The organism is Alteromonas sp. AMM-1 (assembly GCF_047290655.1).
Lineage (GTDB): Bacteria > Pseudomonadota > Gammaproteobacteria > Enterobacterales > Alteromonadaceae > Alteromonas > Alteromonas mangrovi.
Genome location: NZ_JBLBUE010000041.1, coordinates 1 through 25,343, shown reverse-complemented (window position 1 = coordinate 25,343; position 25,343 = coordinate 1). Strand labels below are relative to the sequence as shown.

22 protein-coding genes are annotated in these 25,343 nt (G+C 47.4%); 7 read left to right on the top strand and 15 right to left on the bottom strand.

Features of this window, described 5'->3' with window-relative positions; translation table 11 throughout:
• Positions 1–188: 188 nt before the first annotated feature.
• Positions 189–503, bottom strand: coding sequence for a pyridine nucleotide transhydrogenase (locus tag ACLR2L_RS09365; protein WP_140959370.1), 315 nt, complete (start codon positions 501–503; stop codon positions 189–191).
• 87 nt (positions 504–590) lie between these two features.
• Between ACLR2L_RS09365 and ACLR2L_RS09360 the strand changes: the two genes are divergently transcribed.
• Positions 591–1,190 carry a uracil-DNA glycosylase family protein gene (locus tag ACLR2L_RS09360; RefSeq protein WP_413367663.1) on the top strand — a complete coding sequence of 200 codons (600 nt, stop codon included), beginning with the start codon at positions 591–593 and terminating at the stop codon, positions 1,188–1,190.
• A 7-nt stretch (positions 1,191–1,197) separates the two neighbouring features.
• On the opposite strand, the gene ACLR2L_RS09355 is transcribed toward ACLR2L_RS09360, so the two are convergent.
• Positions 1,198–3,438 carry an EAL domain-containing protein gene (locus ACLR2L_RS09355; protein WP_140959374.1) on the bottom strand — a complete coding sequence of 747 codons (2,241 nt, stop codon included), beginning with the start codon at positions 3,436–3,438 and terminating at the stop codon, positions 1,198–1,200.
• 128 nt (positions 3,439–3,566) lie between these two features.
• On the opposite strand from ACLR2L_RS09355, the gene ACLR2L_RS09350 reads away from it, so the two are divergent.
• Positions 3,567–4,469, top strand: coding sequence for a TIGR03899 family protein (locus tag ACLR2L_RS09350; RefSeq protein ID WP_413367661.1), 903 nt, complete (start codon positions 3,567–3,569; stop codon positions 4,467–4,469).
• Between the two features lie 29 nt (positions 4,470–4,498).
• Here the strand turns inward: ACLR2L_RS09350 and ACLR2L_RS09345 are convergent, their stop codons facing one another.
• The 11 genes from ACLR2L_RS09345 to dusA all read right to left on the bottom strand — a co-directional run bounded on the left by ACLR2L_RS09345 (position 4,499) and on the right by dusA (position 14,940).
• Entirely contained in the window at positions 4,499–5,248 is a 750-nt protein-coding gene (locus tag ACLR2L_RS09345; RefSeq protein WP_413367659.1) for a phosphoadenylyl-sulfate reductase, read from the bottom strand.
• On the bottom strand, positions 5,241–6,953 hold the full coding sequence (gene cysI, locus ACLR2L_RS09340) for an assimilatory sulfite reductase (NADPH) hemoprotein subunit (protein WP_140959380.1): 1,713 nt from the start codon (positions 6,951–6,953) through the stop codon (positions 5,241–5,243). The genes ACLR2L_RS09345 and cysI overlap by 8 nt, the downstream gene beginning before the upstream one ends.
• Entirely contained in the window at positions 6,953–8,779 is a 1,827-nt protein-coding gene (locus ACLR2L_RS09335) for an assimilatory sulfite reductase (NADPH) flavoprotein subunit (protein WP_413367657.1), read from the bottom strand. Before ACLR2L_RS09335 ends, cysI begins: the two co-directional genes overlap by 1 nt.
• 90 nt (positions 8,780–8,869) lie before the next feature.
• Positions 8,870–9,628, bottom strand: coding sequence for a TIGR04219 family outer membrane beta-barrel protein (locus tag ACLR2L_RS09330; protein ID WP_140959383.1), 759 nt, complete (start codon positions 9,626–9,628; stop codon positions 8,870–8,872).
• A gap of 3 nt (positions 9,629–9,631) precedes the next feature.
• A complete protein-coding gene (locus tag ACLR2L_RS09325) occupies positions 9,632–10,636 on the bottom strand; it encodes a DUF2333 family protein (protein WP_413367655.1) in 1,005 nt (334 codons plus the stop codon).
• Between the two features lie 146 nt (positions 10,637–10,782).
• The gene (locus ACLR2L_RS09320) at positions 10,783–11,112 is read right to left on the bottom strand and encodes a hypothetical protein (protein ID WP_413367653.1); all 330 of its coding nucleotides are present in this window, start codon (positions 11,110–11,112) and stop codon (positions 10,783–10,785) included.
• Positions 11,112–11,315 (bottom strand): PspC domain-containing protein, encoded by a 204-nt coding sequence (locus ACLR2L_RS09315; RefSeq protein WP_140959389.1) that lies wholly within the window; start codon positions 11,313–11,315, stop codon positions 11,112–11,114. The genes ACLR2L_RS09320 and ACLR2L_RS09315 overlap by 1 nt, the downstream gene beginning before the upstream one ends.
• A 65-nt stretch (positions 11,316–11,380) precedes the next feature.
• Positions 11,381–12,049 carry a phage shock protein PspA gene (pspA, locus tag ACLR2L_RS09310; RefSeq protein WP_413367650.1) on the bottom strand — a complete coding sequence of 223 codons (669 nt, stop codon included), beginning with the start codon at positions 12,047–12,049 and terminating at the stop codon, positions 11,381–11,383.
• A gap of 529 nt (positions 12,050–12,578) precedes the next feature.
• The gene (locus tag ACLR2L_RS09305) at positions 12,579–12,857 is read right to left on the bottom strand and encodes a hypothetical protein (protein ID WP_140959393.1); all 279 of its coding nucleotides are present in this window, start codon (positions 12,855–12,857) and stop codon (positions 12,579–12,581) included.
• A gap of 639 nt (positions 12,858–13,496) precedes the next feature.
• The gene (locus ACLR2L_RS09300; protein WP_413367648.1) at positions 13,497–13,775 is read right to left on the bottom strand and encodes a hypothetical protein; all 279 of its coding nucleotides are present in this window, start codon (positions 13,773–13,775) and stop codon (positions 13,497–13,499) included.
• Between the two features lie 190 nt (positions 13,776–13,965).
• A complete protein-coding gene (gene dusA / locus ACLR2L_RS09295) occupies positions 13,966–14,940 on the bottom strand; it encodes a tRNA dihydrouridine(20/20a) synthase DusA (RefSeq protein ID WP_413367669.1) in 975 nt (324 codons plus the stop codon).
• A 522-nt stretch (positions 14,941–15,462) separates the two neighbouring features.
• Between dusA and ACLR2L_RS09290 the strand changes: the two genes are divergently transcribed.
• Positions 15,463–16,452 carry a glycoside hydrolase family 43 protein gene (locus ACLR2L_RS09290; protein ID WP_413367667.1) on the top strand — a complete coding sequence of 330 codons (990 nt, stop codon included), beginning with the start codon at positions 15,463–15,465 and terminating at the stop codon, positions 16,450–16,452.
• A gap of 17 nt (positions 16,453–16,469) precedes the next feature.
• Complete coding sequence (locus ACLR2L_RS09285; RefSeq protein WP_413367665.1) at positions 16,470–17,882, top strand: sugar porter family MFS transporter; 1,413 nt, start codon at positions 16,470–16,472, stop codon at positions 17,880–17,882.
• A gap of 84 nt (positions 17,883–17,966) precedes the next feature.
• On the opposite strand, the gene ACLR2L_RS09280 is transcribed toward ACLR2L_RS09285, so the two are convergent.
• Complete coding sequence (locus ACLR2L_RS09280; protein ID WP_413367646.1) at positions 17,967–18,971, bottom strand: Gfo/Idh/MocA family protein; 1,005 nt, start codon at positions 18,969–18,971, stop codon at positions 17,967–17,969.
• Positions 18,972–19,155: 184 nt separating this feature from the next.
• On the opposite strand from ACLR2L_RS09280, the gene galB reads away from it, so the two are divergent.
• The 3 genes from galB (at position 19,156) to ACLR2L_RS09265 (ending at position 24,522) form a co-directional block, all read left to right on the top strand.
• Positions 19,156–21,882 (top strand): beta-galactosidase GalB, encoded by a 2,727-nt coding sequence (gene galB, locus ACLR2L_RS09275; protein WP_413367644.1) that lies wholly within the window; start codon positions 19,156–19,158, stop codon positions 21,880–21,882.
• A gap of 42 nt (positions 21,883–21,924) precedes the next feature.
• A complete protein-coding gene (locus ACLR2L_RS09270; protein WP_413367642.1) occupies positions 21,925–23,103 on the top strand; it encodes a helix-turn-helix domain-containing protein in 1,179 nt (392 codons plus the stop codon).
• A gap of 156 nt (positions 23,104–23,259) precedes the next feature.
• Entirely contained in the window at positions 23,260–24,522 is a 1,263-nt protein-coding gene (locus ACLR2L_RS09265; RefSeq protein ID WP_413367640.1) for a glycoside hydrolase family 5 protein, read from the top strand.
• 264 nt (positions 24,523–24,786) lie between these two features.
• On the opposite strand, the gene ACLR2L_RS09260 is transcribed toward ACLR2L_RS09265, so the two are convergent.
• Positions 24,787–25,343, bottom strand: a 557-nt coding sequence (locus tag ACLR2L_RS09260) for a LysR substrate-binding domain-containing protein (protein ID WP_413367638.1), incomplete at its 5' end; no start/stop codon positions are given.

Below are 25,343 nucleotides of genomic sequence, written 5' to 3'. Positions count from 1 at the left end.
CGATGAACACCCTTGCCGTTCGGCTAGCACTTCCCCTTGCCGGGTGTGCAGAGGACTTTCACCTCCAAGTCATCAACTCACCACCACAGTAAGTCGAACAGTGTTAAAACACTACGCGCCATGCCCGGCGCACAAAACAAAAAAACCGGAACAAAGCTCCGGTTTTCTGTTTACAATGCCTTAAGCAATTAGCGATTCGGCTGTGCTAGTGTATTTTTTACTAGCAATGCATCCCGGTGAGCGACGATATCAATTGTCATTTTTTTAGCGTCAAACGTCATTGTGGCAATGGCGTACTCTGCCGAGTTTGCGTTGGCTACCTCAACGATAGATTGTTGAGCGGCTTTAAATTGCACGTTGTTACTTATGGTATCAACCATGCAGCTGCTGTTAATTTCGAACGTTTTGGCATCCATGCAAGCAAAAGCTTTATCGTTACCTGCCTCAGCGTTAGCCGTGAAAGCACTTGCGGCCAACACAGAAGCTACTAATAATTTACGCATGGGACTTCTCCAGTAATTAACGATAAATTCATACTACTGCAATACTGGCGATTGATCAATTAAAGAACATAGTTTTGTTACAGCTTTATGACAACCAATGCGAATAATAAAATATACTTAGGTACATTCCATCATACCCTGGCAAGTATTCAACAATGCGCCCTATGCCAGTCCAACTTACCACTACCGCCTCGGCCTGTTATTCAACTCCATCCCAACGCTCGTATTCTCATTATTGGGCAAGCCCCAGGCCTGATTGCGCATAACAGTAATAAGCCCTGGAATGACCCAAGCGGCGACCGTTTAAGAGACTGGCTAAATGTGTCGCGCGAGCAGTTCTACAATGCTGAATACTTTGCCATTATGCCAATGGGGTTTTGCTATCCGGGTAAGAAACACGCTGGCGACGCACCGCCGAGACCAGAATGTGCACCGGCCTGGCACGCAAAGATTCGGGCGTTGCTTCGTCCTGACCTTACCATTTTAGTGGGTAGATATGCACAGAATTATTATCAGCCGCAATTTGCCTCTATTACCGACGCTATTAATAATAGCTCAGCGGCGGACAACACCTTTGTGTTTCCTCATCCATCCGGACGAAACAATCGTTGGCTAAAAAAAAATCAGGCAGCGCTGAATAGTCAAATCAGCGCTGTTCGGAATAAGCTCGCTCGTATTTTAAATTAAATAAATGCTAAGCGTGACTGGCGTCGTGATCGGCGAGGAAGTCGATTAACTGATTAAACGGCATTGGCCTACCAAACAAATATCCCTGTGCTTCGTCACAGCCTAATTTGATCATGTGATTCGCTTGTTCGCGCTTTTCAATGCCTTCGGCGATCGTAACCAAGCCCAATTTATTGCCGAGTGTTACAATGGTTTCTGCAATTAATGCAGATTCACCAACACCAATGTCTTTTACAAACGAACGATCCACCTTTAAACGGTGTAACGGCAACTTTTGCAAATAACTCATTGACGAGAAGCCAGTGCCAAAATCGTCAATGGCTATGGTGACACCAAACTCTTTCAAATCGGTTAATGCATCGATAACGATTTGCGGCTCGTCCATTACCACGCTCTCGGTGATCTCCAACTCCAGTAAGCTAGGTGGCAGCGCGTACTCTGTGAGCAACCGCTTCACTTTATCCACAAAATCGGGATCCCGGAACTGAGGAATAGATACGTTAACGGCAACGCGTAAGTGCGGATAACCTAATTTCTTGAGCTCCTGCAAGCGTCGGCACGACTCTTCCAATACCCAGTGACCAATGTCAACAATCAACCCTGAATACTCTGCCAAAGGTACAAACTCAGCAGGCGAAATGTAACCACCGCTGCCATCCGGCCAGCGCAACAGTCCTTCCATACCGACTATTTTTTCGCTTGCCAGTTCAATTTGAGGCTGACACCAGAGTTCCAGTTTACGGTTAGCAAAATCGGTACGCAATCGACGAATCAAATGCAAACGCCAGGTCGTTTGCTCTTCAATTTCAGGTGCGAAATACTCAAAATTAGTAGTGGGTATTTTTTTTGCACGATTCAGGGCGATATTAGTTCGCTTTAACAGGTCAACGCCCGGTACTTTTTTATTGTCATCCAGTTCACACAACCCGATTGTTACATTAAGGGGAATGGTGTGGTCATCTGCGGTAAAGGATTGTTGAAATGCTGCCGTGATTTTCTCTGGAGTTACCACATCAGCAGGCCCTAATAAGCCGAATATGTCAGCTGCAATGCGCCCTTTGTGGACATCACTGCCAAAGCTCTCATTTAAACGGTTTGCTACCGCTTTTAGTAACTCGTTGCCTGTTTCCTGACCAAGTCCGTCGTTGATATCAGAGAATTGATTAACATCCACTAACGCAGCGCACAACCCTTTTCCTGCACCACCATGCGAATGGGTATCCAGAATTTTAATAAATTCATTTCGATTCGGCAGCCGTGTCAGCCAGTCTCTGAAAGCAGCATTTCTTAACTCGTGGAACAGGTACACATTTTCATAGCCCACTGAAATACTGCTTAAAAAAACTTCCAGTAGCTGTTTATCGAGATCACTGATGCTGTGAGACAAGTTTAAATAGACAGCGGCTTCAAAACCCGAGCTATTGAGGTACAGAATAGATACGCCATCGTCGAAAATATGCGCTTTGGATTGCAGGCAACGAGATACATTGTGCACAATTAAATCGTTGTGGAGCTCTTCTATTCGTTCGTTGATGAACTGGGCGTAGTCGCCAGCAGCACCCAAAACGTAGACGCCGTCGTCGTCACGATCCAGCACTGAACCGGCTCTGGCACACACTATCCCTTCAGCCTCCAGACCAATCAGCGAACTGATCTGTGTCACTATTCCTTCGCAGAAGCCTTTAACGGAGTGCTCTTCTAATAAGTTTGCAGATGAATGGATGATTTTTTGCAAACCAAGGCGGCTTTGATTAATAGTAAGAATTTGCTGATAAGAACGAATAGACGAAATGACCGTCGTGAGCAACTTGGCCCGAGTCAGTTCGGTTTTCATTTTATAATCGTTAATGTCGTAGGTCTTTATGATCTGCTCTTCGGGTGCAAATCCTGGCTGACCGGTGCGCAGAATAATACGTGGTTCGTGTAACTTCAGCGTTTCACGCAGGTACTCAACTACGGTTAACCCCGCGTCGTCGGTTTCCATTACTACGTCAAGCAGAAGAATAGCGATATCTCGCCCATGTTCATCCAGCATCGATTTGGCTTGCTTGCCAGAACTAGCGTGAAGAAAATTCAGAGAGCGTTCATGAACAACCAGGCCAGACAGGGCAAGTTTGGTAACAGTGTGAATTTCTTCATCGTCATCAACAATAAGAATATTCCACTGCCGCTTATTTTTATCATCGAGCTCCTGGTGACTGTCTTCATCCAGGAAAACCAGCTCGTCGTTATCGTATTCCGCTGACATCAGTACTTTGGCATCTCATACACATTAACCCCATCCTACCGCCTAAAAGCGAATTTGCAAAGCAATCTCGCTTTACACTAAAGTAATACAGATATACATATCTGCGCCACTTTGTAGTGCTCAAATAGATGAAAATACCTTCAAATGCACCACCCCATTTAGCTCAGGGAATATCGCCGAATAAACCCAGCGTTAACGCGCCTCAATCGACTGAACGCAAAAAGGCGCAATCAGCTGGCACCTCAACTTCTGCGCTCCAGCAGCGCATTACTCATTGGTTTGCACAAATTGGAGTTACACCTCATGTTTTGGACATTCGGGGATTTGAACCTCATGAAATTGCCAACTTCAGACGCTTAAAAGAGCAAAACCGGCTAAACAACCTAAAAAGCATAATGTCGATTGCCTTAGGGGTTTCGTATTCCGAGAGCAGCACCGAGCAGCTTGACCCCGACTGGTTTCATGCCTTTGCCGATATGGCTGAGCATATATTTTCACCCGCCATGCAAGAGTTGTGGGGAAAAATTCTGGCTGTGGAGGTACAGCGCCCTGGGAGCTTTTCGTTAAGAACACTGGAAACACTCACTAAACTCACGCAGCGTGATGCCGAACTGTTCAGCCGTGCCTGCCAGCTTGCCTGCAAGCGCAACCAGGATTCAACGCCAATTATACTGTCTGGCTTTCACAATAAACCCGGTTTATTGAGTTTACTTACACCCGGAACAAGCGGCACTTTTGTGCTCGCCCAGCACGGCTTGTCTTTTACCGATATTTTGGCATTGAGTAATATGAAACTGGTGTATGCAAGCGAAATGGAAACCGGACTGCTGGCAAAAGGCAGCACACAAATCCTAAAATTTTCCAAATCGAGTGTACAACTTACGCCAAACAAACCCAGTCTTTGGCTTACCTACTATCGATTTACGTCTGTAGGGGCCGAACTGTCCAGATTAATTCCGCGCAATGAGTCAGAGAGTTTCGTGAATGAAATTCAGCAGGTATTTGGCCGTTATTTTTCAGTAACCCGATAACAACAGCCAATCAGGAAAGAAGGTGACGATTAAATACCGTCACCAAATTCGTGAAGACCACATTCGCGCTTCAACCCAAAGAAGCGGGTATCCTGTTCGCTCATGCCTTCTTGTAGCGACTGAGTGGTATGCCAGTCTCCAATCGACACATAGCCTTGTTCCCACAATGGGTGATACGACAGGCCATTGTCTTTTAAATAGTAATGTAAGTCTTTGTTAGACCAATCAATAATGGGATACAACTTAAACTGCTTGCCCGCTTTTTGAAGCACGGGTAGGCGCTGACGTGTATCGGCCTGACTGCGGCGTAACCCGGCATACCAGGTACCTACATTGAGTTCTTTCAATGCGCGCTGCATGGGCTCAACTTTATTCATTTTGTTGTACTGCTCAATACCTTCGATGCCTTTTTCCCACAAGCGACCAAAGCGGGCTTCTTGCCAGGCAGGCGAGATACCGGCACTGTACACTTTTAAATTCAGATTGAGCTTTTCTGTCAGTTCATCAACAAACTGGTAGGTTTCCGGAAACAAATAGCCCGTATCGGTAAGTACAACCGGAATATCAGGCCTTTCCTTGGTAAGCAAATGCAACATAACCGCAGATTGTGCGCCGAAACTCGACGACACAATCTGCTCACCCGGTAAGTTGGCCATTGCCCAACGAATTCGGCCTGATGCATCCATTTTTTCCAGTGCCTGATTAATTTCAGCCAGCTCAGCCGCGGAAATATCCAGGCTGAGTGGCTGACTAATCTGGCTGAGTTCGTGTTCAGTCATAAAAATCCTGAGCAGAATTTACCACGGGTTTAATGATGTCAGCGCGTACAACATAATCACCAAACGCTTCGCCAGTCTGACGGTTTGCGGCCCACTGGCCTAACAGATCGTCGAGGATGTCGAGAATTTCCTGTTCAGTAATGTTTTCCTTGTACATACGCGGAATGCGCGTACCTTCGCGGTTACCACCAAGATGCAGGTTGTATCGACCCGGTCCTTTACCTACCAGACCCACTTCCGCCAACATAGCGCGGCCACAGCCGTTAGGGCAGCCGGTTACACGGAAGATCACGCTATCGTTACTTAATCCATGCTTGGCCATCAGGGTATCAAGTTGATCCACTGCACCCGGCAGGAATCGCTCGGCTTCTGCCATCGCCAACGGACACGTTGGCAATGCCACACACGCCATAGAATCCATACGCTGAGGAGTAATATCCGGTTGAATAAGACCGTGCTCGCGCGCCAGCGCTTCAATTGCGTCTTTCTGATCAGCGGGTACACCTGCAATGATCAGGTTCTGGTTGGCTGTCATTCGCATGTCGCCCTGGTGAATTTTGGCGATTTCACGACAACCCGTTTTCAGTGTTTTGCCCGGATAGTCCAGAATACGACCGTTCTCAATGAACAGCGTTAAGTGGAACTTTCCGTCGATACCTTCAACCCAACCAATGCGGTCGCCACGGCTGGTAAACTCATACGCACGGCTCGGCGCAAATTCAACACCTGCACGTTTTTCAACTTCTTTGCGGAAGTTATCTACACCCACACGCTCAAGGGTATATTTGGTTTTCGCGTTTTTACGATTGACGCGGTTACCCCAGTCACGCTGTGTGGTTACTACCGCTTCAGCTACGGCCAGAGTGTGCTCTAAAGGAATAAAACCAAAGTCATCTGCTTTACGTGGATACGTTGTTTTATCCCCGTGCGTCATTGCCAGACCACCACCAACCAGTACGTTGAAACCTACTAGTTCGCCGTTTTCAGCAATTGCCACAAAGTTCAAATCGTTTGCGTGTACGTCCACGTCGTTTTGCGGGGGGATCACAACCGTTGTTTTAAACTTACGAGGTAAGTAAGTGTCGCCCAGAATTGGCTCTTGATCAGTGGTTTCCAAACGCTCACCGTCCAACCAAATCTCAGCATATGCACGGGTCTTAGGCAGTAAGTGCTCACTTATCTTACGCGCCCAATCATAGGCCTGCTGATGAACCTGAGATTCAATTGGATTAGAGGTACACAGTACGTTTCGGTTTACGTCACCGGCCGTAGCAATGGAGTCAATCCCCGCTTTGTTCAGCGTTTGGTGCATCAATTTAATATGCGGCTTCAATACACCATGGAACTGGAATGTCTGACGCGTAGTTAAACGAATGCTGCCATACATTGTGTGCTCTTCAGCGAACTTGTCGATAACCAGCCATTGTTCAGGCTTGATAATCCCGCCCGGCAAACGGGCGCGCAGCATGACATTGTGCAATGGCTCCAGTTTTTGTTTGGCGCGTTCTGCGCGAATATCACGATCGTCCTGTTGGTACATACCGTGGAAACGTATTAACTGGAAGTTGTCGCCATTAAAACCACCTGTTAACGGATCTTTCAAATCGGCTTCAATGGTTCCGCGCAAATGACGGCTTTGGGCTTTCAAACGCTCGTTGTCAGCCAGTTTGCCTTCTACAATAAAAGGAGACTTAGAATCACTCATTAATAGACATCCTTCTGATATCGTTTTGCTTTACGCAGAGCCAATAAGTACGCTTTGGCATCCGAATCATCTTTGTTACCGTGGGTTTTAATGATGTCCAGCAGAGCATTTTCAACATCTTTCGCCATGCGGTTTGCATCGCCACACACATAAACGTGCGCGCCCTCTTCAAGCCAGGCAAACACGTCTTTACCTTCTTCCAGCAAACGTTGCTGAACATAAATTTTCTCGGCCTGATCGCGTGAGAAAGCCAGACTGATGCGGCTCAACAATCCGCTCTTCACATATGCCTGCCACTCCACCTGATACAGGAAGTCCTGGGTGAAGTTCGGATTGCCGAAGAACAACCAGTTTTTACCTTCTGCACCTTGAGCATCGCGCTCCTGCATAAATGAACGGAAAGGCGCAATACCGGTACCCGGACCAATCATGATCACTGGTGTATCCGGGTTTGCTGGCAAGCGGAAGTTATCGTTTGGTTCAACGAATACTTCTACTTCACCGCCTTCTTCCAGACGCTCACACAAATAACCAGACGCGCCACCCTGATGACGTTTACCAAACGCGTCGTAATCAACGTGTGCAATGGTCAGGTGTACTTCGTCTTCTACTTCAGACTGACTCGACGCAATCGAATACAGGCGCGGTGTAATTGGGCGACATGCATTCACAAAAGCTTGCGCAGCAACCGCTGCCGGATAATCGCGAACGATATCGGCAATTTGTCTGTCGGCCAGGTATTCACGCAACGCAGCTTTATCTTCCAACAATGCTGCCAGGGCTTCAGAGCCTGTGGCTTCCTGATAGGCTTTAATAAATCCGGGATAGCTTAGCGTTAGTTCAAGTTTACTCATTAACGCATCTGCCAGCGTCAGCGACTGACCGTCTACTTCTACGCTGTCATCGGCATTGGCTTCAATTAAGCCGATCAGTTCTTCAACTAACGCACTGTCGTTCTTAAACCATACACCCAGTGCATCACCGGCCTGATACTGAATACCTGAATCTTCCAGGCTAATTTCAATATGACGGATATCTTTTACCGAATCACGACCAGTAATCTTCTGCGACGTGAGCAATGTTGCAGTATAAGGGGCTTTCTTCGTGTAAGTTTGCGCTGCAACCGCTTGCACTGCACTGCCCTGCTGCACAGCAACGGCCGTATTGCTACCCGCAAAATCACCCTTCAGCGATTCAATCAGTTTCTCACACCAGGCTTGCGCTTCATTTTCGTAATCAACATCGCAATCCACGCGTGGCACAACGGCTTTGCCACCCAGGCTAGCCAGGCGCTCATCGAAATCTTTACCGGTCTGACAGAAGAACTCATAACTGGAGTCGCCTAAAGACAGCACTGCGTATTTGAGGCCAGGATTCTTGGGCGCTTTTTTGCTGCCGACGAATTCGTGTAATTCAATGGCATCATCAGGCGGCTCACCCTCACCATGGGTACTGGCCACAATCGCCAAATGGGTTTCTGCTTTGATTTGGCGCGGTTTGTAATCGGCCATACTTAACAGTTTGCTGGTAATGCCAGCCGCTTCCACTTTGGCCTGCAATGTTTGCGCAACACCCTTGGCATTGCCCGTTTGCGAACCGTACAGAATGGTTAATACTGGCGCATCACCAGCAGCCTGAGCACCTGCGATGGCAGTTGCAGCCTGAGGCAATGCCTGACCAGACGCGGCCAAACCGGCCAGATAACCACTTATCCAGCTCAACTGCTGTGCGTTTAACCCGGCAATAGCCTGCGTAATGGCGTTCCATTGCGGCTCACTGATAATCGGCCCGGGTGCGCCGTTTGTTTGATTAGAATTTGCTGACATAACTCATTAGCCTTATTTGCATGCTACAAGGCTAATGAGTTTTTCTGATAACTGGAAAGAATAAAATTAGCTTTTTTATTACTGAATGGACTAGAAGTGAATTTCCAGACCGGCAAATACACCATCGTAACCTAAATCGGCGTACACATTGTCGAGGTCTTCAATGTCAACGGTAATATCGCGATAGCCAACCTGCAATGTCATATCAATTGCCAGGTTTTCAACAAATGAGTAAGTTACCGCAACCTGAAAGTCGCTCACCTTGTGATCGTCAAACGCTAAATAACTACCCTCAGCATAAGCAGACAAGCCGGTGAACGGCAAACCAACCTGCACGCGACTGTAAGCCATTGGGATGATCCCTTTAAACGATACTTCACCATTTTCGCCGCTATCCGCGTCTTCTACAAATAAGGTACCGTCGATGTATTTACCATTCAGACCGATATCGAAACTCACCAGGTCGTTATCAAAAATTTCATAATACAAAATGATATCAGTGGTATCGATGTTGGTTTCTGTCAGCAGGTTAGTATTCGCATCATAGGTGTTGCCATCAAATTCAAACGACGCCTGAAGATCAGTAGCACCTTTGCTGTCTAAGCTGGTGTAGTTCAGTTTGATATTTGGCACCAGTGGCACAAAATGTTCCAGCGCAATGTAAAACGAGGTATTCGTTTCGTCGTCAAAATTAAAGGTTGCGTTCCCTGTAGAGCTTTCAGAAAAACCACCCGAAGTTGAAGTATTCCAGCCCTGCGCACCGGCATAAATACCCAGCAACGTATCTGCTTTGGCAAACGGCGCTAACAACAGGCTTCCCATCGCAGCGGCTAATACACGTTTTTTCATCGTTTATCCTTGATTGAGTAATTCAGACAGCTCAATTATGGCCGCATTTGCACGAGAAATATAGTTTGCCATTACTAACGAGTGATTGGCTAACATACCAAAGCCACTGCCATTTAAAATCATCGGGCTCCAAATAGTTTGCTGAGTAGCTTCTAACTCTCTGATTATCTGACGTAAACTAACCAACGCATTCTTTTTCTCCAGCACGTCAGCAAAATCAACCTCAACGGCTTTTAACAAATGTAAAAGTGCCCAGGTTGCGCCGCGTGCTTCATAAAATTCGTTGTCCAGTTGCCACCAGCTGGTTTTAGTTAGCATGGCACTGGGGCGAGGTGTGGAGTTAGATGCTGCAGAGTCACCGGCCAAATCGGTATTAACACGCTCGCTGCCCACACTGGCACTTAAACGCTGTGACATACTCCCTAAGCGCTTTTCTACCTGCTTTAACCACTCTCGCAGATTATCAGCACGGGTATAAAACTGCCCATCCCCCTGATCTGGATCGGCAAGGTCATCACGGTAATCGGCAAGAAACTCAATTGCTTCCTTATATTGTGATTCTGCAGAAGGAAACAGCCAACTGCGATTGTCGATATTGAATTTTGGTTGCGCCTTTATTAACTGTGGATTTTCCAGTGATTGGGATTGCGAGCGACTGAAATCCTTGCGCATAGACAACGCCATATCACGCACCATTTCAAGTGCGCCGAATTCCCAGCTTGCGATGTTGTCGAGGAAAACCGATGGGGGAGTTACATCATTAGATAAATAGCCGCCCGGTTTGTCCATCAGCGTACCGGCTACCGTAATCATTGTGGCGGTAACGGTATACCCTGGCACATCTGCAGGCACTCCGCTGGTGTTGGTAGTATCGAATTGCGCTTTAGCATTGGCTCTCACATTAAAGGTCGACGGCTCAAAACTCCAGTACATACCTATCAGCCAGAAAACAACAATGAGGATGATTGCGGTAAAGCCAACGGACTTTGCATTGAGATACTGTTTCATAAAAATCCTTATTCGCTGCCGGAAAATCAAAGAGGCAGTATCTGCCTCTTTTAAAAAATTGGGCGCCTATGCTATTGCTTCACGCCTTTAATGTAAAATGCTTCGCGATAATAACCAGGTTATGGCATTTCGCGTTTTTTCGGCTTTTAATGTGCTACTGGGTTTTTATTTCGCCCCAGCAACATGACTACACCAATTATAAGCAATACTGGCCAAAATACACCTACTCCAGCAAACACCAGTGCACCCAATGTTGCCACCACGGCTATTCCAATAGCGGCAGCAATACTCATTGCAACAATAAAGCCCACCACAATCAACAATACACATACACCAGCCATAATAATCCACTCCAATGAACCACTAATTAAGTCGTCGCCCATCACTAAGTGCAAATCGAAACAGTCGGCGGCAATGCCACCTAATAGTTTACTCAACAACACCGCAATGAGTACCGCGATGATCAGGTTTTTCATTACGACCTCCGTGGCAACAATACAACGGCTGCGATGTAAGCCGGTAACGTAATCATTGGCACGAAAATCAGTCCCAGTGCAGCGCCTGCGCGAACCCAAACCGGGTCTACGCTGAAATAACGCGCTACGCCTGCACACACACCTGAAATCACGGCGCGGTTAAGGTCCCGGGTAACTCTGTCGTTGTCATAAATCGTTTTCATGGCTTACATCCTCAGTAATTTGTCAGGGTGTTGGCCCGGCAAGCCGCCGGACCGGATATCGGGCGTTAAGCCACTTTCTTGGCTTTCAGCTCAGCTAACGCTTTTTCGATATCATCATCTTTTTTTAGTGCATCAATTTCAGCTTGCAGCGAACGCTTCGGCTCCGATGCAGTTAAATCATAGGCATCCACTTTGGCTTCCAGCTCGTCTACGCGCTGTTCGTAGTGTTCAAAACGGGCCATAACACCTTCCATTTTGTCGCTGTGTGTTGCCTGTTTTGCCTGCATACGCACAACGGCAGATTCACGGCGCATCAACAACGATTTCTGTTTAGCTTTGGCTTCGTTGAGTTTTTCATTCAAACGAGCCGTGTCGTCCTGTACTGACACCAGGATCTCGTCGAGGTGAGTCAGTTGTGCTTCCAGTGCGGCTTTTTTCGCTTCAATGCTCTGTTTCTCAACCAAGGCTGCGCGAGCTAAATCATCCTTGCCTTTGCTTACTGCTAATTCAGCATTTTCCTGCCAGTGCTGAGCTTGTTTATCCAGCGCTTCCAACTGGCGATTCAGTGTCTTCTGCTCTGCCAGGTGCTTAGCCGCTAAACTACGGATTTCCACCAGCGTTTCTTGCATTTCCTGAATAATCAGGCGAATCATTTTTTCTGGATCTTCCGCTTTATCCAGCAGTGCATTAATGTTTGATTGGATGATGTCATTGATTCTTGTGAACATTCCCATGGTGTTGCCTCCAGTTTGCTTTCATTCAAAATTTACTAACGCTTGCTATAGTGATTACAATTCACGTGCCAACTTTTAAACAATTGATTTCAATAGCATTTTATTTATTATTTTGATATTGGCATAGTTACTCAATCAGATTATCTACATTGTTTAGTCAAATTGACCACCAGGTTAGTCATATACGCCACCATAGTTTCGGAGCATGCCAAATAAGGTCAAAATGATATTAAGTGGAAAATGCAACACAGTTCGTTACGAAGCAGCAGGGAGATAAAACATGGTGAGTGATTTAGCTATTGTTTTACAGGCTGATAACGCAAAAAAAAACAGGTAACGTTTGACGGTTACCTGTACCTTCGGGAGTTTCCCGGACAGCCTGCATGATACGTAAAATGCGGCCTGATCTTTTGTTTTACTGTGCTTACCAGCGATAGTGCAAAAGCAAATACACTAAAACTGATGACCGGTAAAAACAGCACATAGCTGATGAGTAATGACTGTGCGAACATCAGTAATTCCCCTGCATTTACTCGCCAGCAGAGTCGGTATCTTCCGTTACTTCTACTTTTGCCAGATCCGTTACTGACACAGAGCCAACTGGCGCATCAGACAATGACAGATTGTAAGTAACGTTAGCGATATTTTGTTCCACACTGTTTGCGATTTCTGCCTGCGCGGTGCTTACTGCACTGGAAATCAGGCTTCCCATTAAACGCTGAAGTGCTGATTCATCTGCATTTGCCTGGGCACTCATAGACAAGCCTAACGCGATAACTGAAGTAACAACGATTGATTTAAGTTTCATAATAATTTCCTTTTCCGTTTAAAAGTGAGTAGTTCATTTGCTTACACTTTACTTATAGCGAAAGCTGTGCCAGCTTTTTAAATTAAAATAAACCATTGTTTTAAACCACTTATTCTATAAGTCACGGGTATGAAACTCATTTCTCCTTTTATATGATTTTCAACTATTGGTTAAATACACCACATCATTGGTCAATTTAACCACAAAAGTTTAGTCAGGATCACGGCATAGTAATGCGATGACATGTAGGGCCACGTAATGAGCATACTGTTAAGCGGCTTCATCAGCAGGTAAACAAGTGTCGTGATCTGGAAAAAACGATTTAGGAATAGATAAATCGATAAATGGGAGTTGGCAGTAGGGAGTATGGAATTGCGAATTGCGAATTGGCCAGAAAACCACATTTCAGCAATACCTTGTAAAATTACACCCGCAGCACAAACAAAAACAGGTAACGTTATTACGGTTACCTGTTCCTTCGAAACTGCTTTGATTTGCCTGCAAAATATGGCTTTATTTTTTGCTTCACGGTTTTCACCAGAGACAGTAAAAACGCAAAGAAACTAAATATCAACACTGGCAAAAACAGTACATAGCTAATCAGTAATGGTTGCGAATACATCATGCGCGCTCGCTCCACTACTCAGCAATCGAGTTGTCTTCCTTGCTTTGTGATACTGATGCAATTTCTGTTACTGATACTTTACCTATTGGCAAATCAGTTAACGACAAATGGTAAGTGGTATTAGCAATGTTTTGCTGCACTTCCGTTGCAATCTCAGCCTGTGTTACCGACACAGCGTTTGCAATTAAGCTACCCATTAAACGCTGAACTGCAGACTCTTCCGCATTCGCCTGGGCGCTTACAGCAAGACCTAACGCAACTACTGTAGTCATAACAATTGATTTTACTTTCATGGTGGTTTCCTCTTCGTTTAGTTGAACAATGTCTATGTTGCCAACATATTTGCGAAACCTGTGCCAGATCGTCTTTTATTTTTAACCGATTGTTTTAACTACTGAATTTAAATTTGAAACTAAACACTTCAAACTGAACAAAAAACACGCAAATCACTTTTTAGTAAAAATGACCAACTGCATGGTTAAATTAACCAATTAAAGACTGTTGATGCTCATTAGCTCGCTGAGCAGTTTCCTGCATTGCAGCCAATGCATTAGTTAGCAATTGGGGATCCGGTTGTTTTCCCGTGCCATTTTGACTCAGATAGCGACGCCACACACGTCCGCCTGGCTGCCCCTGGAATAACCCCAACATATGGCGCACTGCATGCCAGGGTTTAAAGTACGGCATATCCTGACGATCAATGTAAGTTTGCATGGCAGCCACAATGGCTTCACGGCTCAACACTGTAGCGTTATCGCCATAATAGCGCTTATCTACATCCGCCAGAATATAGGGATTGGCGTACACTTCACGCCCTATCATTACTCCATCTACATGTTGCAGATGTTCGTCGGTTTGTTCAAGGGTAGTGATGCCACCATTAATCTCTATTGTGAGATCGGGATATGCCTGTTTGAGCTGATACACCCGTGGATAATTTAACGGCGGAATATCGCGATTTTCCTTTGGGCTTAAGCCCTTCAGCCATGCCTTTCGGGCATGCACAATAAAGGTATCACAGCCGGCATTAGCGACTACGTCGATAAACCTGCTGAAATCCTCGTATTCGTCCATGTCATCAATACCGATTCGACACTTCACCGTTACCGGAATATCAACGGCTTTTTGCATGGCACTCACGCATTCAGCTACCACGTCAGGCTGTGCCATTAAGCAGGCACCAAAACTACCATTTTTTACCCGATCTGAAGGACACCCAACATTAATATTCACTTCGTCATAACCGTAGGCCTGGGCTTTTTCTGCACAGCGCGCCATGTCATTCGGATTACTGCCGCCCAATTGTACGGCAACAGGGTGTTCTTCCTGGTTATAACCAAGGTAGTCGCCTTTACCAAAGATAATCGCGCCGGTTGTTACCATTTCGGTGTAGAGCAGAGTGTGACGCGAGATCAAACGCAGAAAGTAACGGCAATGGCGATCGGTCCAGTCGAGCATTGGAGCGACGGAAATACACCGGTTAATGGCTTGACTGCCAATCTGTTCCCTACTGCTTTTTAAATCTGACACTATGCTTATCTCTCATCTGAATTTGAAACGTCCACCCATATTCACAAACACTCCAACTGAGCCTTGCAAAATGCGGGCGCGAATACTAGCACATTTTTCGGCTTTCGGGCATGGTTAAAAAGCAATCAACCCTGAAACAATAGCCAGCCTGTTAATCATCAAAATGCGCTGAAAAACACACCGTCGTATTGTAAATTTTATGTTATTCGGTTCCTGTTTATCTTTTTCTTGTTTTACAGGCTGATAACATTGCCCAACGTCTTGTATCCCTGCATCATGCAAAGCTGTCATCAATAAACATTCAGGGAGCGTGTTGTGACGTTTCAACATTCTTATAAAATGACGTTATCTGCCGTAGTATCGGCAATGCTGTTAAGTGCCTGCGGGCCAGCAAAACAAAATGATACTGCGGCCAGTAATACTCAGGAACCGGAATCAGCCTCCGCAACAATGAGCAAAGACAAAAGCGGATTGGCAGAACCACTGGTTAGCCATATTTATACGGCCGATCCGTCGGCTCATGTGTTTGAAGGCCGTTTGTATATCTATCCTTCGCATGACATCGAAGCCGGCATTCCGGAAAACGACAATGGCGATCACTTTGATATGCGCGACTATCACGTGCTATCAATGGACGAAGTAGGTGGTGAGGTTACCGATCACGGCGTCGCCATTTCGGTGAAAGATATTCCATGGGCTGGCCGCCAGCTTTGGGCGCCCGACGCCGCCTATAAAGACGGTACTTACTATTTGTATTTCCCGTTAAAAGACAAAAATGATGTGTTCCATATTGGCGCTGCTACCAGCGACAAACCAAGTGGTCCGTTTACGCCGCAGCCTGAGCCCATAGAAGGCAGTTTCAGCATGGATCCTACCGTGTTTGCAGACGATGACGGCAGTTACTACATGTACTTCGGCGGTATCTGGGGCGGTCAGTTACAGCGTTATGAAGGTGGCATTTATAACCCGCAAGACGTGTATCCGGCTGACGATGCACCAGCGGTAAAACCGCGTATAGCTAAAATGGCTGACGACATGCTGTCGTATGCAGAAGCCCCAAGAGAAGTAGAGATCCTCGATAAAGACGGCTCTCCAATTTTGCAAGGCGACAATGACAGACGTTTCTTTGAAGCCGCGTGGATGCACAAATACCAAGGTAAATATTACTTTTCATACAGCACCGGCGACACACATAAAATCGTTTACGCAATGGGCGACAACCCTTATGGCCCATTTACGTACCAGGGCGTGATTTTAAAGCCGGTTTTAGGCTGGACCAATCACCACTCCATCGCCGAGTTTAAAGGCAAATGGTATCTGTTCTATCACGACAGCTCTTTGTCGGGCGGACAAACCCACCTGCGCAGCGTGAAGATGACCGAACTGACGTATAACCCGGATGGCACTATTGTGACCATCGATCCGTACCTGGAGCCATAATCATGTTGGAAAGCACGATGTCTTCTACTCCTTCTGCCACCAGCAATGACAACATTGCCTTTGTGGTATTCATTAGTGTTGTGGCTACCATTGGTGGCTTCTTGTTTGGCTTTGATAGTGGCGTAATAAACGGTACTGTGGATGGCTTGCAAAAAGCCTTTAACTCAGCCAGTGCAGGCACCGGATTCAATGTATCCAGTATGCTGCTTGGCTGTGCAGTAGGTGCCTTCTTTGCTGGCCGCTTCGCAGACAAGTATGGCCGTCGTACCCTGTTAATCGTTGCCGCTGTATTATTTATAGTGAGTGCCTGGGGTTCAGGTATTGCTACATCTTCTTTTGAGTTTGTAATTTACCGTGTATTAGGTGGCCTGGCAGTAGGTGCTGCATCGGTAATGGCGCCCGCCTACATTTCAGAGGTATCCCCTGCTCGCTACCGCGGCATGCTAACAAGTATTCAGCAGATCGCGATCATTAGCGGCCTGTTCGCAGCTTTTTTAAGTAACTACTTACTTGCTGGTGAAGCTGCCGGTTCAACTAATACTCTGTGGATGAACTACGAAGCCTGGCGCTGGATGTTCTGGATTGAGCTGATCCCGGCATTTTTGTTTTTCATTATGCTGTGGTTTATTCCGGAAAGTCCGCGCTTCCTGGTATCAAGTGGCGCAACTGACAAAGCAACCAGTGTACTGACTAAGCTGCAAGGCAGTGAAGCTGCTACCCGTAAACTGGCAGAAATAAAACAATCGCTTGCCAGTGACCACCAGCCTCGCTTGTCAGATTTGAAGGAAAAAGCAACCGGTAAGATTCGCCCAATTGTGTGGGTAGGCATCGGCCTGGCAACATTCCAGCAACTGGTTGGCATAAACGTAGTGTTTTATTACGGCGCAGTATTGTGGCAAGCAGTTGGCTTTTCAGAGTCAGACGCTCTGCTAATTAACGTACTAAGTGGCGCAATAAGTATTGCTGCCTGCGTGATCACATTATTGGTAATAGACAAAATTGGCCGAAAACCACTGCTGAAATGGGGTTCCATTGGCATGGCAGTTACGTTGTCGGTAATGGTGGTTGCGTTTTTGAATGCCAGCCAGTCAGATGATGGCAAGTTAATATTGGGCGACTGGGGTACAACCGCGCTGGTTGCAGCCAACCTGTATGTATTCTTCTTTAACCTGTCGTGGGGCCCGGTGATGTGGGTAATGCTGGGTGAGATGTTCCCGAACCAAATTCGCGGCTCTGGGTTAGCCGTAAGCGGACTGGTGCAATGGGGTGCTAACTTTGTGATCACCTATACCTTCCCCATGCTGTTAGCAGGTATTGGACTGGCCGGTGCTTATGGATTCTACGCTCTGTTTGCCCTGTTGTCGGTGTTCTTTGTAGTAAAACTGGTTCATGAAACCAAAGGCAAAGAACTGGAGCACATGGAAGGCTAAACCTCGCATCATATGCGTTTTGCAAGCCCGGCCTTGATTTGACCCCAAGCGCCGGGCTTTTTTTATCTTGTGCAATACTGCAAATTACAATGCTTCAATCTCACTGCTGTAATGCAATCCAAGGGCATGGCGAATACGGTCGAGTGTATCCATTACGCCAATGCTATCGGCATGGGACATTCGTTTGTCACTCAGTGTACTCCCCCCTATTAACTGCATAGTGGCGGCAATTTGATATTCAAAGCCGTTGGCCTGATGGGTAAACTGCTGAGTTTCAAAGGATTTGTCAATCGGAGCACCGTCTACAAACAGGCTACAAGCATTGCCTTCCCAAAAGCGTCCGGGCACATGGATATATCCCTCACTGCCATGTATGGTCATTACATTGCTACAGTGCGCATCAATCGTACTCACAAACTGACTTACCACACCGGAGTCATACTGCAGGGTAACAAAGGTATTGTGATCAACCTTTTCACCAACCGGGGTAGCCAGTGCGCTCACTCCTACCGGGTGTTCGCCAAGTAAATACTGACTAATGCTTACGCTGTAAACACCAAGATCCAGTAAGCTGCCCCCTGCTAAAGCGGGATTAAGCAAGCGGTGTGACGGCTCGCCGTTAAATACAAAGCCAATTTGCGAGGTAATATACTGCAATTTTCCGATACGCTCCTGCTCAATCCAGGCTTTTACTTTGGCAAAACACGGCATAAAGCGACTCCACAACGCCTCCTGAAATACGCAGTTATTTTGCTCAGCCAATTTAACCAATTCCCGGGTTTGCGCCGCATTCACTGTTAACGGCTTTTCCAGCAACAAGTGTTTGCCAGCAGCGAGCACGGCACGAGCCACAGGGTAGTGATGGCTGTGAGGCGTAGCGATATACACCAGGTCAACTTTCGGATCGTCTATGAGTGCCTGATAACTGCTGTGCAGTACTTTTGCGCCATTTTTAAGCACAAAATCCTGCCCACGTTGTGCATTTCTGCTTGCCACAGCGTACAGCTCTCCTTGCGGTAACACGTTCAAGGCATCGGCAAAGGTTTGGGCAATATTACCCGGGCCAATCACGCCCCAGCGGTAGGTCATAATGTGTATTCCGTTTTGTATTGGGCCAGTAAAACCTAAGGTTACCCTGCCCGTTAGTGCCATGGGTAACATGCAGGCTTCAGAAATTTCGTAATGCAATTACTTAATCTGCAATTGCCTTTTATCTAAACAGCATGCCTGTATATTGGCAACTTGTATTACAAATGTTAATAAGGAACAAGGCATGTCTGTTTACACGTTTATTGTGCGGCTGGTTGTTTGCGCAGCAATTCTAACCATTTCCGGTGTCTGTGCCAGCCCCCGCGAACGTGTAGACTTAAACAGCAACTGGCGCTTTTTCCGCTATGCTGACAACCAGCAGCCTGATGCGCTGCAGTATGACACGCGGCCGGCCATTGAGGGATTTAACGATAGCCAGGCTGCGGATACCCGCCCCACTGATGCAGTGTCTGTAGCGAGTCAGCAGCATGTGCTTAAACCCTGGATCCTTCCTTCAGGCAACGCGTTTATTGCGGATCGCGAAAAACGCCATACGCGTCCGGCCGGTAACCCTGGCGAGGACTTCCCTTTTGTGCAGCCAGACTATAACGATGCCAACTGGCAGGCTGTAACCCTGCCTCACGACTGGGCAATTGCCGGCCCATTTTACACCGGCGACAACCCCAAAGTGGGTGGGGGTATGGGACGCTTACCCAGCCATGGTGTCGCCTGGTATCGCAAGCAGTTTTCGCTATCCAATGACGATGCGGGCAAGCAAATTTACCTGCATATCGACGGCGCGATGTCGTATTCAATGGTGTGGTTAAACGGCCATCTGGTGGGCGGCTGGCCTTACGGTTATAGCTCTTATCAACTGGATCTCACGCCCTATCTGTTGAAATCGGGTGTGAACCAAATAGCTATTCGTGTAGACAATCCGCCTCAATCGTCGCGCTGGTACCCGGGAGCCGGGCTGTATCGCAATGTGTGGCTGGAAAAAACTGCGCCCATTCACGTGAGCCAGTGGGGCACCCAGGTAATTACGCCGCAGGTGTCGGCAAGCAAGGCAGATATTTCCATCACAACGTCAGTCACCAACAACACCGCTTCGGCGCAAACGGTGAATATTCAACATGCCATTTTCGAACTCTCAATCACTGATGAATTAAGCACATCACCTGCGGTAACACTCGCACCTCAGGCCGTAACGGTACCCGCTGGCAAGCATTCTATTTCCTCTGCCTTAACCACACTGGCGAATCCCAAATTGTGGGGCCCTGTGCCACAGCAAACACCCCACCGCTATGCACTCGTGACCACGATTACAGAAAGCAAAGAAAACGGACGTGTACTCGACGAGTACACCACGCCTTTTGGTATTCGCGACTTACAGTTTGATCCGAATAAAGGTGTTTTTATTAATGGTGAACACATTGCGCTGCAAGGTGTGAATCAGCACCATGATTTAGGTGCACTAGGCGCAGCGTTTAATGTGCGAGCGGCTGAACGCCAGTTACAGATATTGCAGGAAATGGGGGTTAACGCCATCCGTATGGCGCATAACCCACCCGCACCAGAACTCCTTTCCCTAACCGATAAAATGGGCATCCTGGTATTAAATGAGTCCTTTGACAGTTGGTACAAGAAAAAGACCCCGCTTGATTTTCACCTGATTTTTGCCGACTGGCACGAGCAGGATTTACGCGCGGTGGTGCGCAGGGATAAAAACCATCCGTCGGTGATCATGTGGTACATCGGCAATGAGGTGGGTGAACAATACACCGATCAGGCGGGTGCCGATGTAGCATTGGCATTAAAAGCGATAGTGAAAAGTGAAGATCCCACCCGCCCGGTGACGGCATCGATGAACTGGGCAAAAGCCGATTTTCCGTTCAGCGCCGCTATGGATTTAATCAGCCTGAATTATCAGGGAGAAGGTATTCGCCAGGCACCTGAATTTGAAGGCACAAACCGCATTCGCACACCGCCATCTTACCCGGCATTTCACGAGGCCCATCCGGATAAAGTTATATTGTCGAGCGAAACGGCATCGGCATTCAGTTCGCGGGGAATATACCTGTTTCCGGTTAGCCCGGACATCAGTGCGCCCGTGCGTGATGGCCGCGGTGGGGATTCCCGTATTCATCAGGTAAGCAGTTATGAATTACATGCCGTGGATTTTGGCTCATCCGCCGACAAAGTATTTCGCTATATCGACACTCACCCTTATGTGGCGGGTCAGTTTGTATGGAATGGATTTGATTACATTGGCGAACCCACACCCTATTATGCAGCACGCAGTTCCTACTCCGGCATGATTGATTTGGCAGGCTTTAAAAAAGATCGCTTCTATTTATACCAAAGCCAGTGGCGGGCTGATTTACCCATGGCGCATTTGTTACCCCACTGGAACTGGCAAGGGCGCGAGGGCGAAATTACGCCTGTTCACGTGTTCACCTCTGGCGATGAAGCCGAGCTATTTATTAATGGGCAGTCGAAAGGACGCAAGAAAAAAGCGCCATTGGAGTACCGTTTGCGCTTCGACGATATTCGTTACACACCCGGCACTGTTGAAGTAGTGGCTTATAAAAACGGCAAACCCTGGGCGCATGATAAGGTGGAAACCAGCGGGCCAGCTGCTGGTATCAGGTTGTCTGTCGATCGCAGTGTGATCAATGCTGATGGCATCGATTTGTCGTTTATTACTGCAGATATAGTTGATGCAGAGGGGCGAATAGTACCCACAGCCACCCATAACGTCGCGTTTTCCATTGCCGGCCCCGGACGCATCATAGCCACCGATAATGGCGACTCAACTGACTTCACGCCATTTGTGTCGCAGCAGCGCAACGCTTTCAGCGGCAAAGTTCTGGTAATTATTCAAAGCGAACAAGCTGAAATGGGTAACATTACAGTGACGGCAACCAGTCCACAACTGAACCCTGCAACCATTCAGGTTCGGTCCAGATAACGTATTTGGTATAGAGCCGCCTGTAAATGAGAACGTGCGAAAATGATTAGCTTTTACAAGCAAGCCTTGTACAGCCTGCTTATGCTGCTTGGGGCAAGTGTAGCACTGGTGCTACTTGCCCTTGATCACACGTTTTTGAGCAATCCACTGATGCCAAGGCACAGCAGCACAATGGAGTGGTTTAGTGAAACTGACACCGACCAATACGACGGCGGGAATTCGGTTGCCATTATTCATGACGACAGTTATTTGCTGGACGCTGAATTGCGCTTATCAGAGGTACTTACCCGGCCTTATACTGCGGTATCGCTGGTGTTCAGCGATCCAGAGCAACAACGTATTCACCGGGATCTGCGCGCCTATCAATATCTTTCGTTCAATGTAAAATGTTCAACTGACAGCGTGCTTGCTCTGCTGGTTTATACCGTAGACCCCACAATAACCCAGCTGAATAACTACCTGACCTACCGCGCCCCGCATCGCTATTTTAATTGCAGCAAACAATGGCAACGTGTGTCTGTTAATCTCACCGACATGGCTCTGCCTGCCTGGTGGTTACAAATGTTTGAGCTTAATCTCGCCGACGACGGCTATTCCCTGGCCCAAGTGGCAAAAATTCAATTAGGCACCACAGCACAAAGCCCGATAAACGAGACGATTAGGGTGCAAATTAACACCCTTACCCTCAACGGTGAAGACTGGGATTATTTGTATTTTACAGCAGCTCTGCTTGTCCTGTTGTGGCTGTTATATGCGGGCTGGCTTTTTCATGGCCATGGCAAGGCGCTGGTACAGAGTTTACAGCACAAAATATTAAGCGAACGTCCGCTGGTTGCCTATCAGCAACTCTCGCTTGCGCCACATCGCAACACGCCCAGCGATACCATCATTCGCTACCTTGCAGAGCACTTTGCACATCCCGAGTTAAACATGGACATGGCAGTGAGTGCACTGGGTATTAATCGCACCAAAATGAATGAACTGTTAAAAGCCGAATTGGGTTTAACCTTCACCAGTTACTTGAACAAACTGCGACTGGCTGAGGCCAGTCGGTTGCTTACCGAATCAGACAACTGCAACATAGCTGATATTGCCTATACGGTGGGCTATAAGAATATCTCTTATTTCAACAAGCTGTTTAAAGAAGAATACGGCTGCACACCCAAATACTTTAAGCAGCACGTTTACCCGCCCAGCCGCACTAACACTCTTCACAAATAAACTAACACTATTTGCAAAGTGCCAGGAATTTCGCGGGCTGCGGGTATTTTTCCGCATTTGCATTGCATACTCTGTGTGCCTCAATTAAACGAGCGAATTCACATTAACAACACATAACAAGGTGAACCGCTACTAACATAGTCAGAGGCCTGAATCATGACCTGTTGTCGTTGTTTGATATTACTGTGTTCCCTGTTTCTGTTTGCCTGCGGAGGCGGCGGAGCAAGCACGCAAACACCGCCTACTCCCAACACACCCACACCAACCGATCCTGGCAACGGTAACACGCCAGATACACGCTACCCGGATTACAATACCAGCCCACAGCCTGCCGACCTGTCGGGTATGGATAAAGATGCCTTGCAAATCGCTAGCGACATCCGGCTGGGCTGGAATATTGGCAACACCATGGAAGCCACCGGCGGCGAAACCGCCTGGGGCAATCCCGAAGTATCAGCCGCGCTGATTAAGCTGGTGAAAGACAGCGGGTTTAATGCGGTTCGCATTCCCCTTGCCTGGGACCAATACGCCAATCAGGACACCGCCAAAATCGATGATGCCTGGTTAGCGCGAGTGCATCAGGTTGTACAAATGTGCGTAGAACAGGATTTATATGTACTGGTTAACATTCACTGGGACGGCGGTTGGCTGGAAAACAATGTAACCACTGAACAACAAGACAACGTAAATGCCAAACAACGCGCATTTTGGCAACAAATCGCCACCAAATTGCGAGACTTCGATCAAAAAGTACTGTTTGGCAGTGCCAACGAGCCTGCCGTAGAAGACGCTAACCAAATGGAAGTGCTGCTGTCGTATCACCAAACGTTTGTGGATGCGGTGCGCGAAACCGGCGGTAAAAACGCTTACCGCACGTTAGTGGTACAAGGGCCCACTACCGATATCGAAAAAACCCATGCCCTGTGGACCCACATGCCGGTAGATACCCTCACTAACCGTATGATGGCCGAAGTGCATTTTTACACCCCCTACCAGTTTACGCTGATGCGCGAAGACGAAAGCTGGGGCAAGCAGTTTTACTTCTGGGGTGACGCGTATCATTCCACCACGCAACCTGAACGCAATGCCACCTTTGGCGATGAAAGCTTACTGGAAGAACAATTTGCTTTAATGAAGGTACAGTTTGTGGATATGGGGATCCCGGTAGTGCTGGGTGAATTCTCTGCCATGCGCCGCACCAACCTCACCGGCGACGATCTGCAACAGCATTTAGACAGTCGCGCCTACTATCACCAGTACGTGGTAGAAGCCGCACTTCGCAATGGATTACTCCCCTTCTATTGGGATAACGGCAGTTTGGACGAGCTGAACTCTGGTATTTTCGATCGCCAGCAAAATACCGTGTTCGACCAGCAAACACTGGATGCGTTATTGGCTGGCGAGCGTGCAGCGCCATAGCCATTGTAATAGTCATAGTTATAGCGTTTGGGAAGGGTAGCCCGCTCGCGGGTTGCCGGACATAGCCTGCCACGTCCTGTTGGCAGGCTACTTTTAGGACGCCTAGGTCAATTCCATCAAATTTATAGCAGCCCACTGCCATTGTGAATAATGGTGAGTACTATCCATTTACTTAAAAGCTGGATGCACATACTGAACGAAGTACTACATTTGACGAAAACCTCATTCGGCAAATACTAGCTCACATCAACAACCATTAATACCCTAACGCTCAAACGGCATTTGCGCTTTTATCCAGTCGCAAAATACCTTGATTCGTTTGTGTTTGGGTGAGTTTTTTAAGTACACCAAATGGGCTTTCCAGCTTATCGGATGCGGAAAATCCACCGGGATCACCAATTGTCCTGATTTCAGGTACTCGCCAACCATAATGTCGGATGCCAGCATAATGCCATGCCCCGCTAGCACGGCACTTAACGCCAGATCGCTGGATGTTACTTCGGTTTTATTCAGTTCGACGTGATGAATATCCACCCGGGCATGTTCAAACCAGGTTTCCCAATTCACCTTATTTTCATGGGCAAGACTAAATAGCCTGGCCGATAGCAGGTCTATTGGGTGGGTTGCAGTATGCCGATCGGATATGCGGTCTGCAACCGACGGAGCGCACACCGGAAACACCGGATTATCGCCGATTTGCTCTACCACCAACGACGGTTTGTATAAATGGCTACTGGATGTGCTGAATCGAATGGCAACATCAATTTTGCCATCGTTGAGGTCTTCAACGCGATTGGAGCCCAGTACGTTTATGTTGATAT

Excerpts from the sequence above, each read along its gene's own strand:
- ACLR2L_RS09280 (WP_413367646.1), bottom strand. The coding sequence starts at position 18,971 with ATGACCTACCGCTGGGGCGTGATTGGCCCGGGTAATATTGCCCAAACC.
- ACLR2L_RS09305 (WP_140959393.1), bottom strand. The coding sequence starts at position 12,857 with ATGAAACTTAAATCAATCGTTGTTACTTCAGTTATCGCGTTAGGCTTG.
- cysI (WP_140959380.1), bottom strand. The coding sequence starts at position 6,953 with ATGAGTGATTCTAAGTCTCCTTTTATTGTAGAAGGCAAACTGGCTGAC.
- pspA (WP_413367650.1), bottom strand. The coding sequence starts at position 12,049 with ATGGGAATGTTCACAAGAATCAATGACATCATCCAATCAAACATTAAT.
- dusA (WP_413367669.1), bottom strand. The coding sequence starts at position 14,940 with ATGCTCGACTGGACCGATCGCCATTGCCGTTACTTTCTGCGTTTGATC.
- ACLR2L_RS09315 (WP_140959389.1), bottom strand. The coding sequence starts at position 11,315 with ATGAAAACGATTTATGACAACGACAGAGTTACCCGGGACCTTAACCGC.
- ACLR2L_RS09270 (WP_413367642.1), top strand. The coding sequence starts at position 21,925 with ATGATTAGCTTTTACAAGCAAGCCTTGTACAGCCTGCTTATGCTGCTT.
- ACLR2L_RS09265 (WP_413367640.1), top strand. The coding sequence starts at position 23,260 with ATGACCTGTTGTCGTTGTTTGATATTACTGTGTTCCCTGTTTCTGTTT.
- galB (WP_413367644.1), top strand. The coding sequence starts at position 19,156 with ATGTCTGTTTACACGTTTATTGTGCGGCTGGTTGTTTGCGCAGCAATT.
- ACLR2L_RS09320 (WP_413367653.1), bottom strand. The coding sequence starts at position 11,112 with ATGAAAAACCTGATCATCGCGGTACTCATTGCGGTGTTGTTGAGTAAA.
- ACLR2L_RS09325 (WP_413367655.1), bottom strand. The coding sequence starts at position 10,636 with ATGAAACAGTATCTCAATGCAAAGTCCGTTGGCTTTACCGCAATCATC.
- ACLR2L_RS09365 (WP_140959370.1), bottom strand. The coding sequence starts at position 503 with ATGCGTAAATTATTAGTAGCTTCTGTGTTGGCCGCAAGTGCTTTCACG.
- ACLR2L_RS09360 (WP_413367663.1), top strand. The coding sequence starts at position 591 with ATGACAACCAATGCGAATAATAAAATATACTTAGGTACATTCCATCAT.
- ACLR2L_RS09285 (WP_413367665.1), top strand. The coding sequence starts at position 16,470 with ATGTCTTCTACTCCTTCTGCCACCAGCAATGACAACATTGCCTTTGTG.
- ACLR2L_RS09330 (WP_140959383.1), bottom strand. The coding sequence starts at position 9,628 with ATGAAAAAACGTGTATTAGCCGCTGCGATGGGAAGCCTGTTGTTAGCG.
- ACLR2L_RS09335 (WP_413367657.1), bottom strand. The coding sequence starts at position 8,779 with ATGTCAGCAAATTCTAATCAAACAAACGGCGCACCCGGGCCGATTATC.
- ACLR2L_RS09290 (WP_413367667.1), top strand. The coding sequence starts at position 15,463 with ATGAGCAAAGACAAAAGCGGATTGGCAGAACCACTGGTTAGCCATATT.
- ACLR2L_RS09300 (WP_413367648.1), bottom strand. The coding sequence starts at position 13,775 with ATGAAAGTAAAATCAATTGTTATGACTACAGTAGTTGCGTTAGGTCTT.
- ACLR2L_RS09355 (WP_140959374.1), bottom strand. The coding sequence starts at position 3,438 with ATGTCAGCGGAATACGATAACGACGAGCTGGTTTTCCTGGATGAAGAC.
- ACLR2L_RS09345 (WP_413367659.1), bottom strand. The coding sequence starts at position 5,248 with ATGACTGAACACGAACTCAGCCAGATTAGTCAGCCACTCAGCCTGGAT.
- ACLR2L_RS09350 (WP_413367661.1), top strand. The coding sequence starts at position 3,567 with ATGAAAATACCTTCAAATGCACCACCCCATTTAGCTCAGGGAATATCG.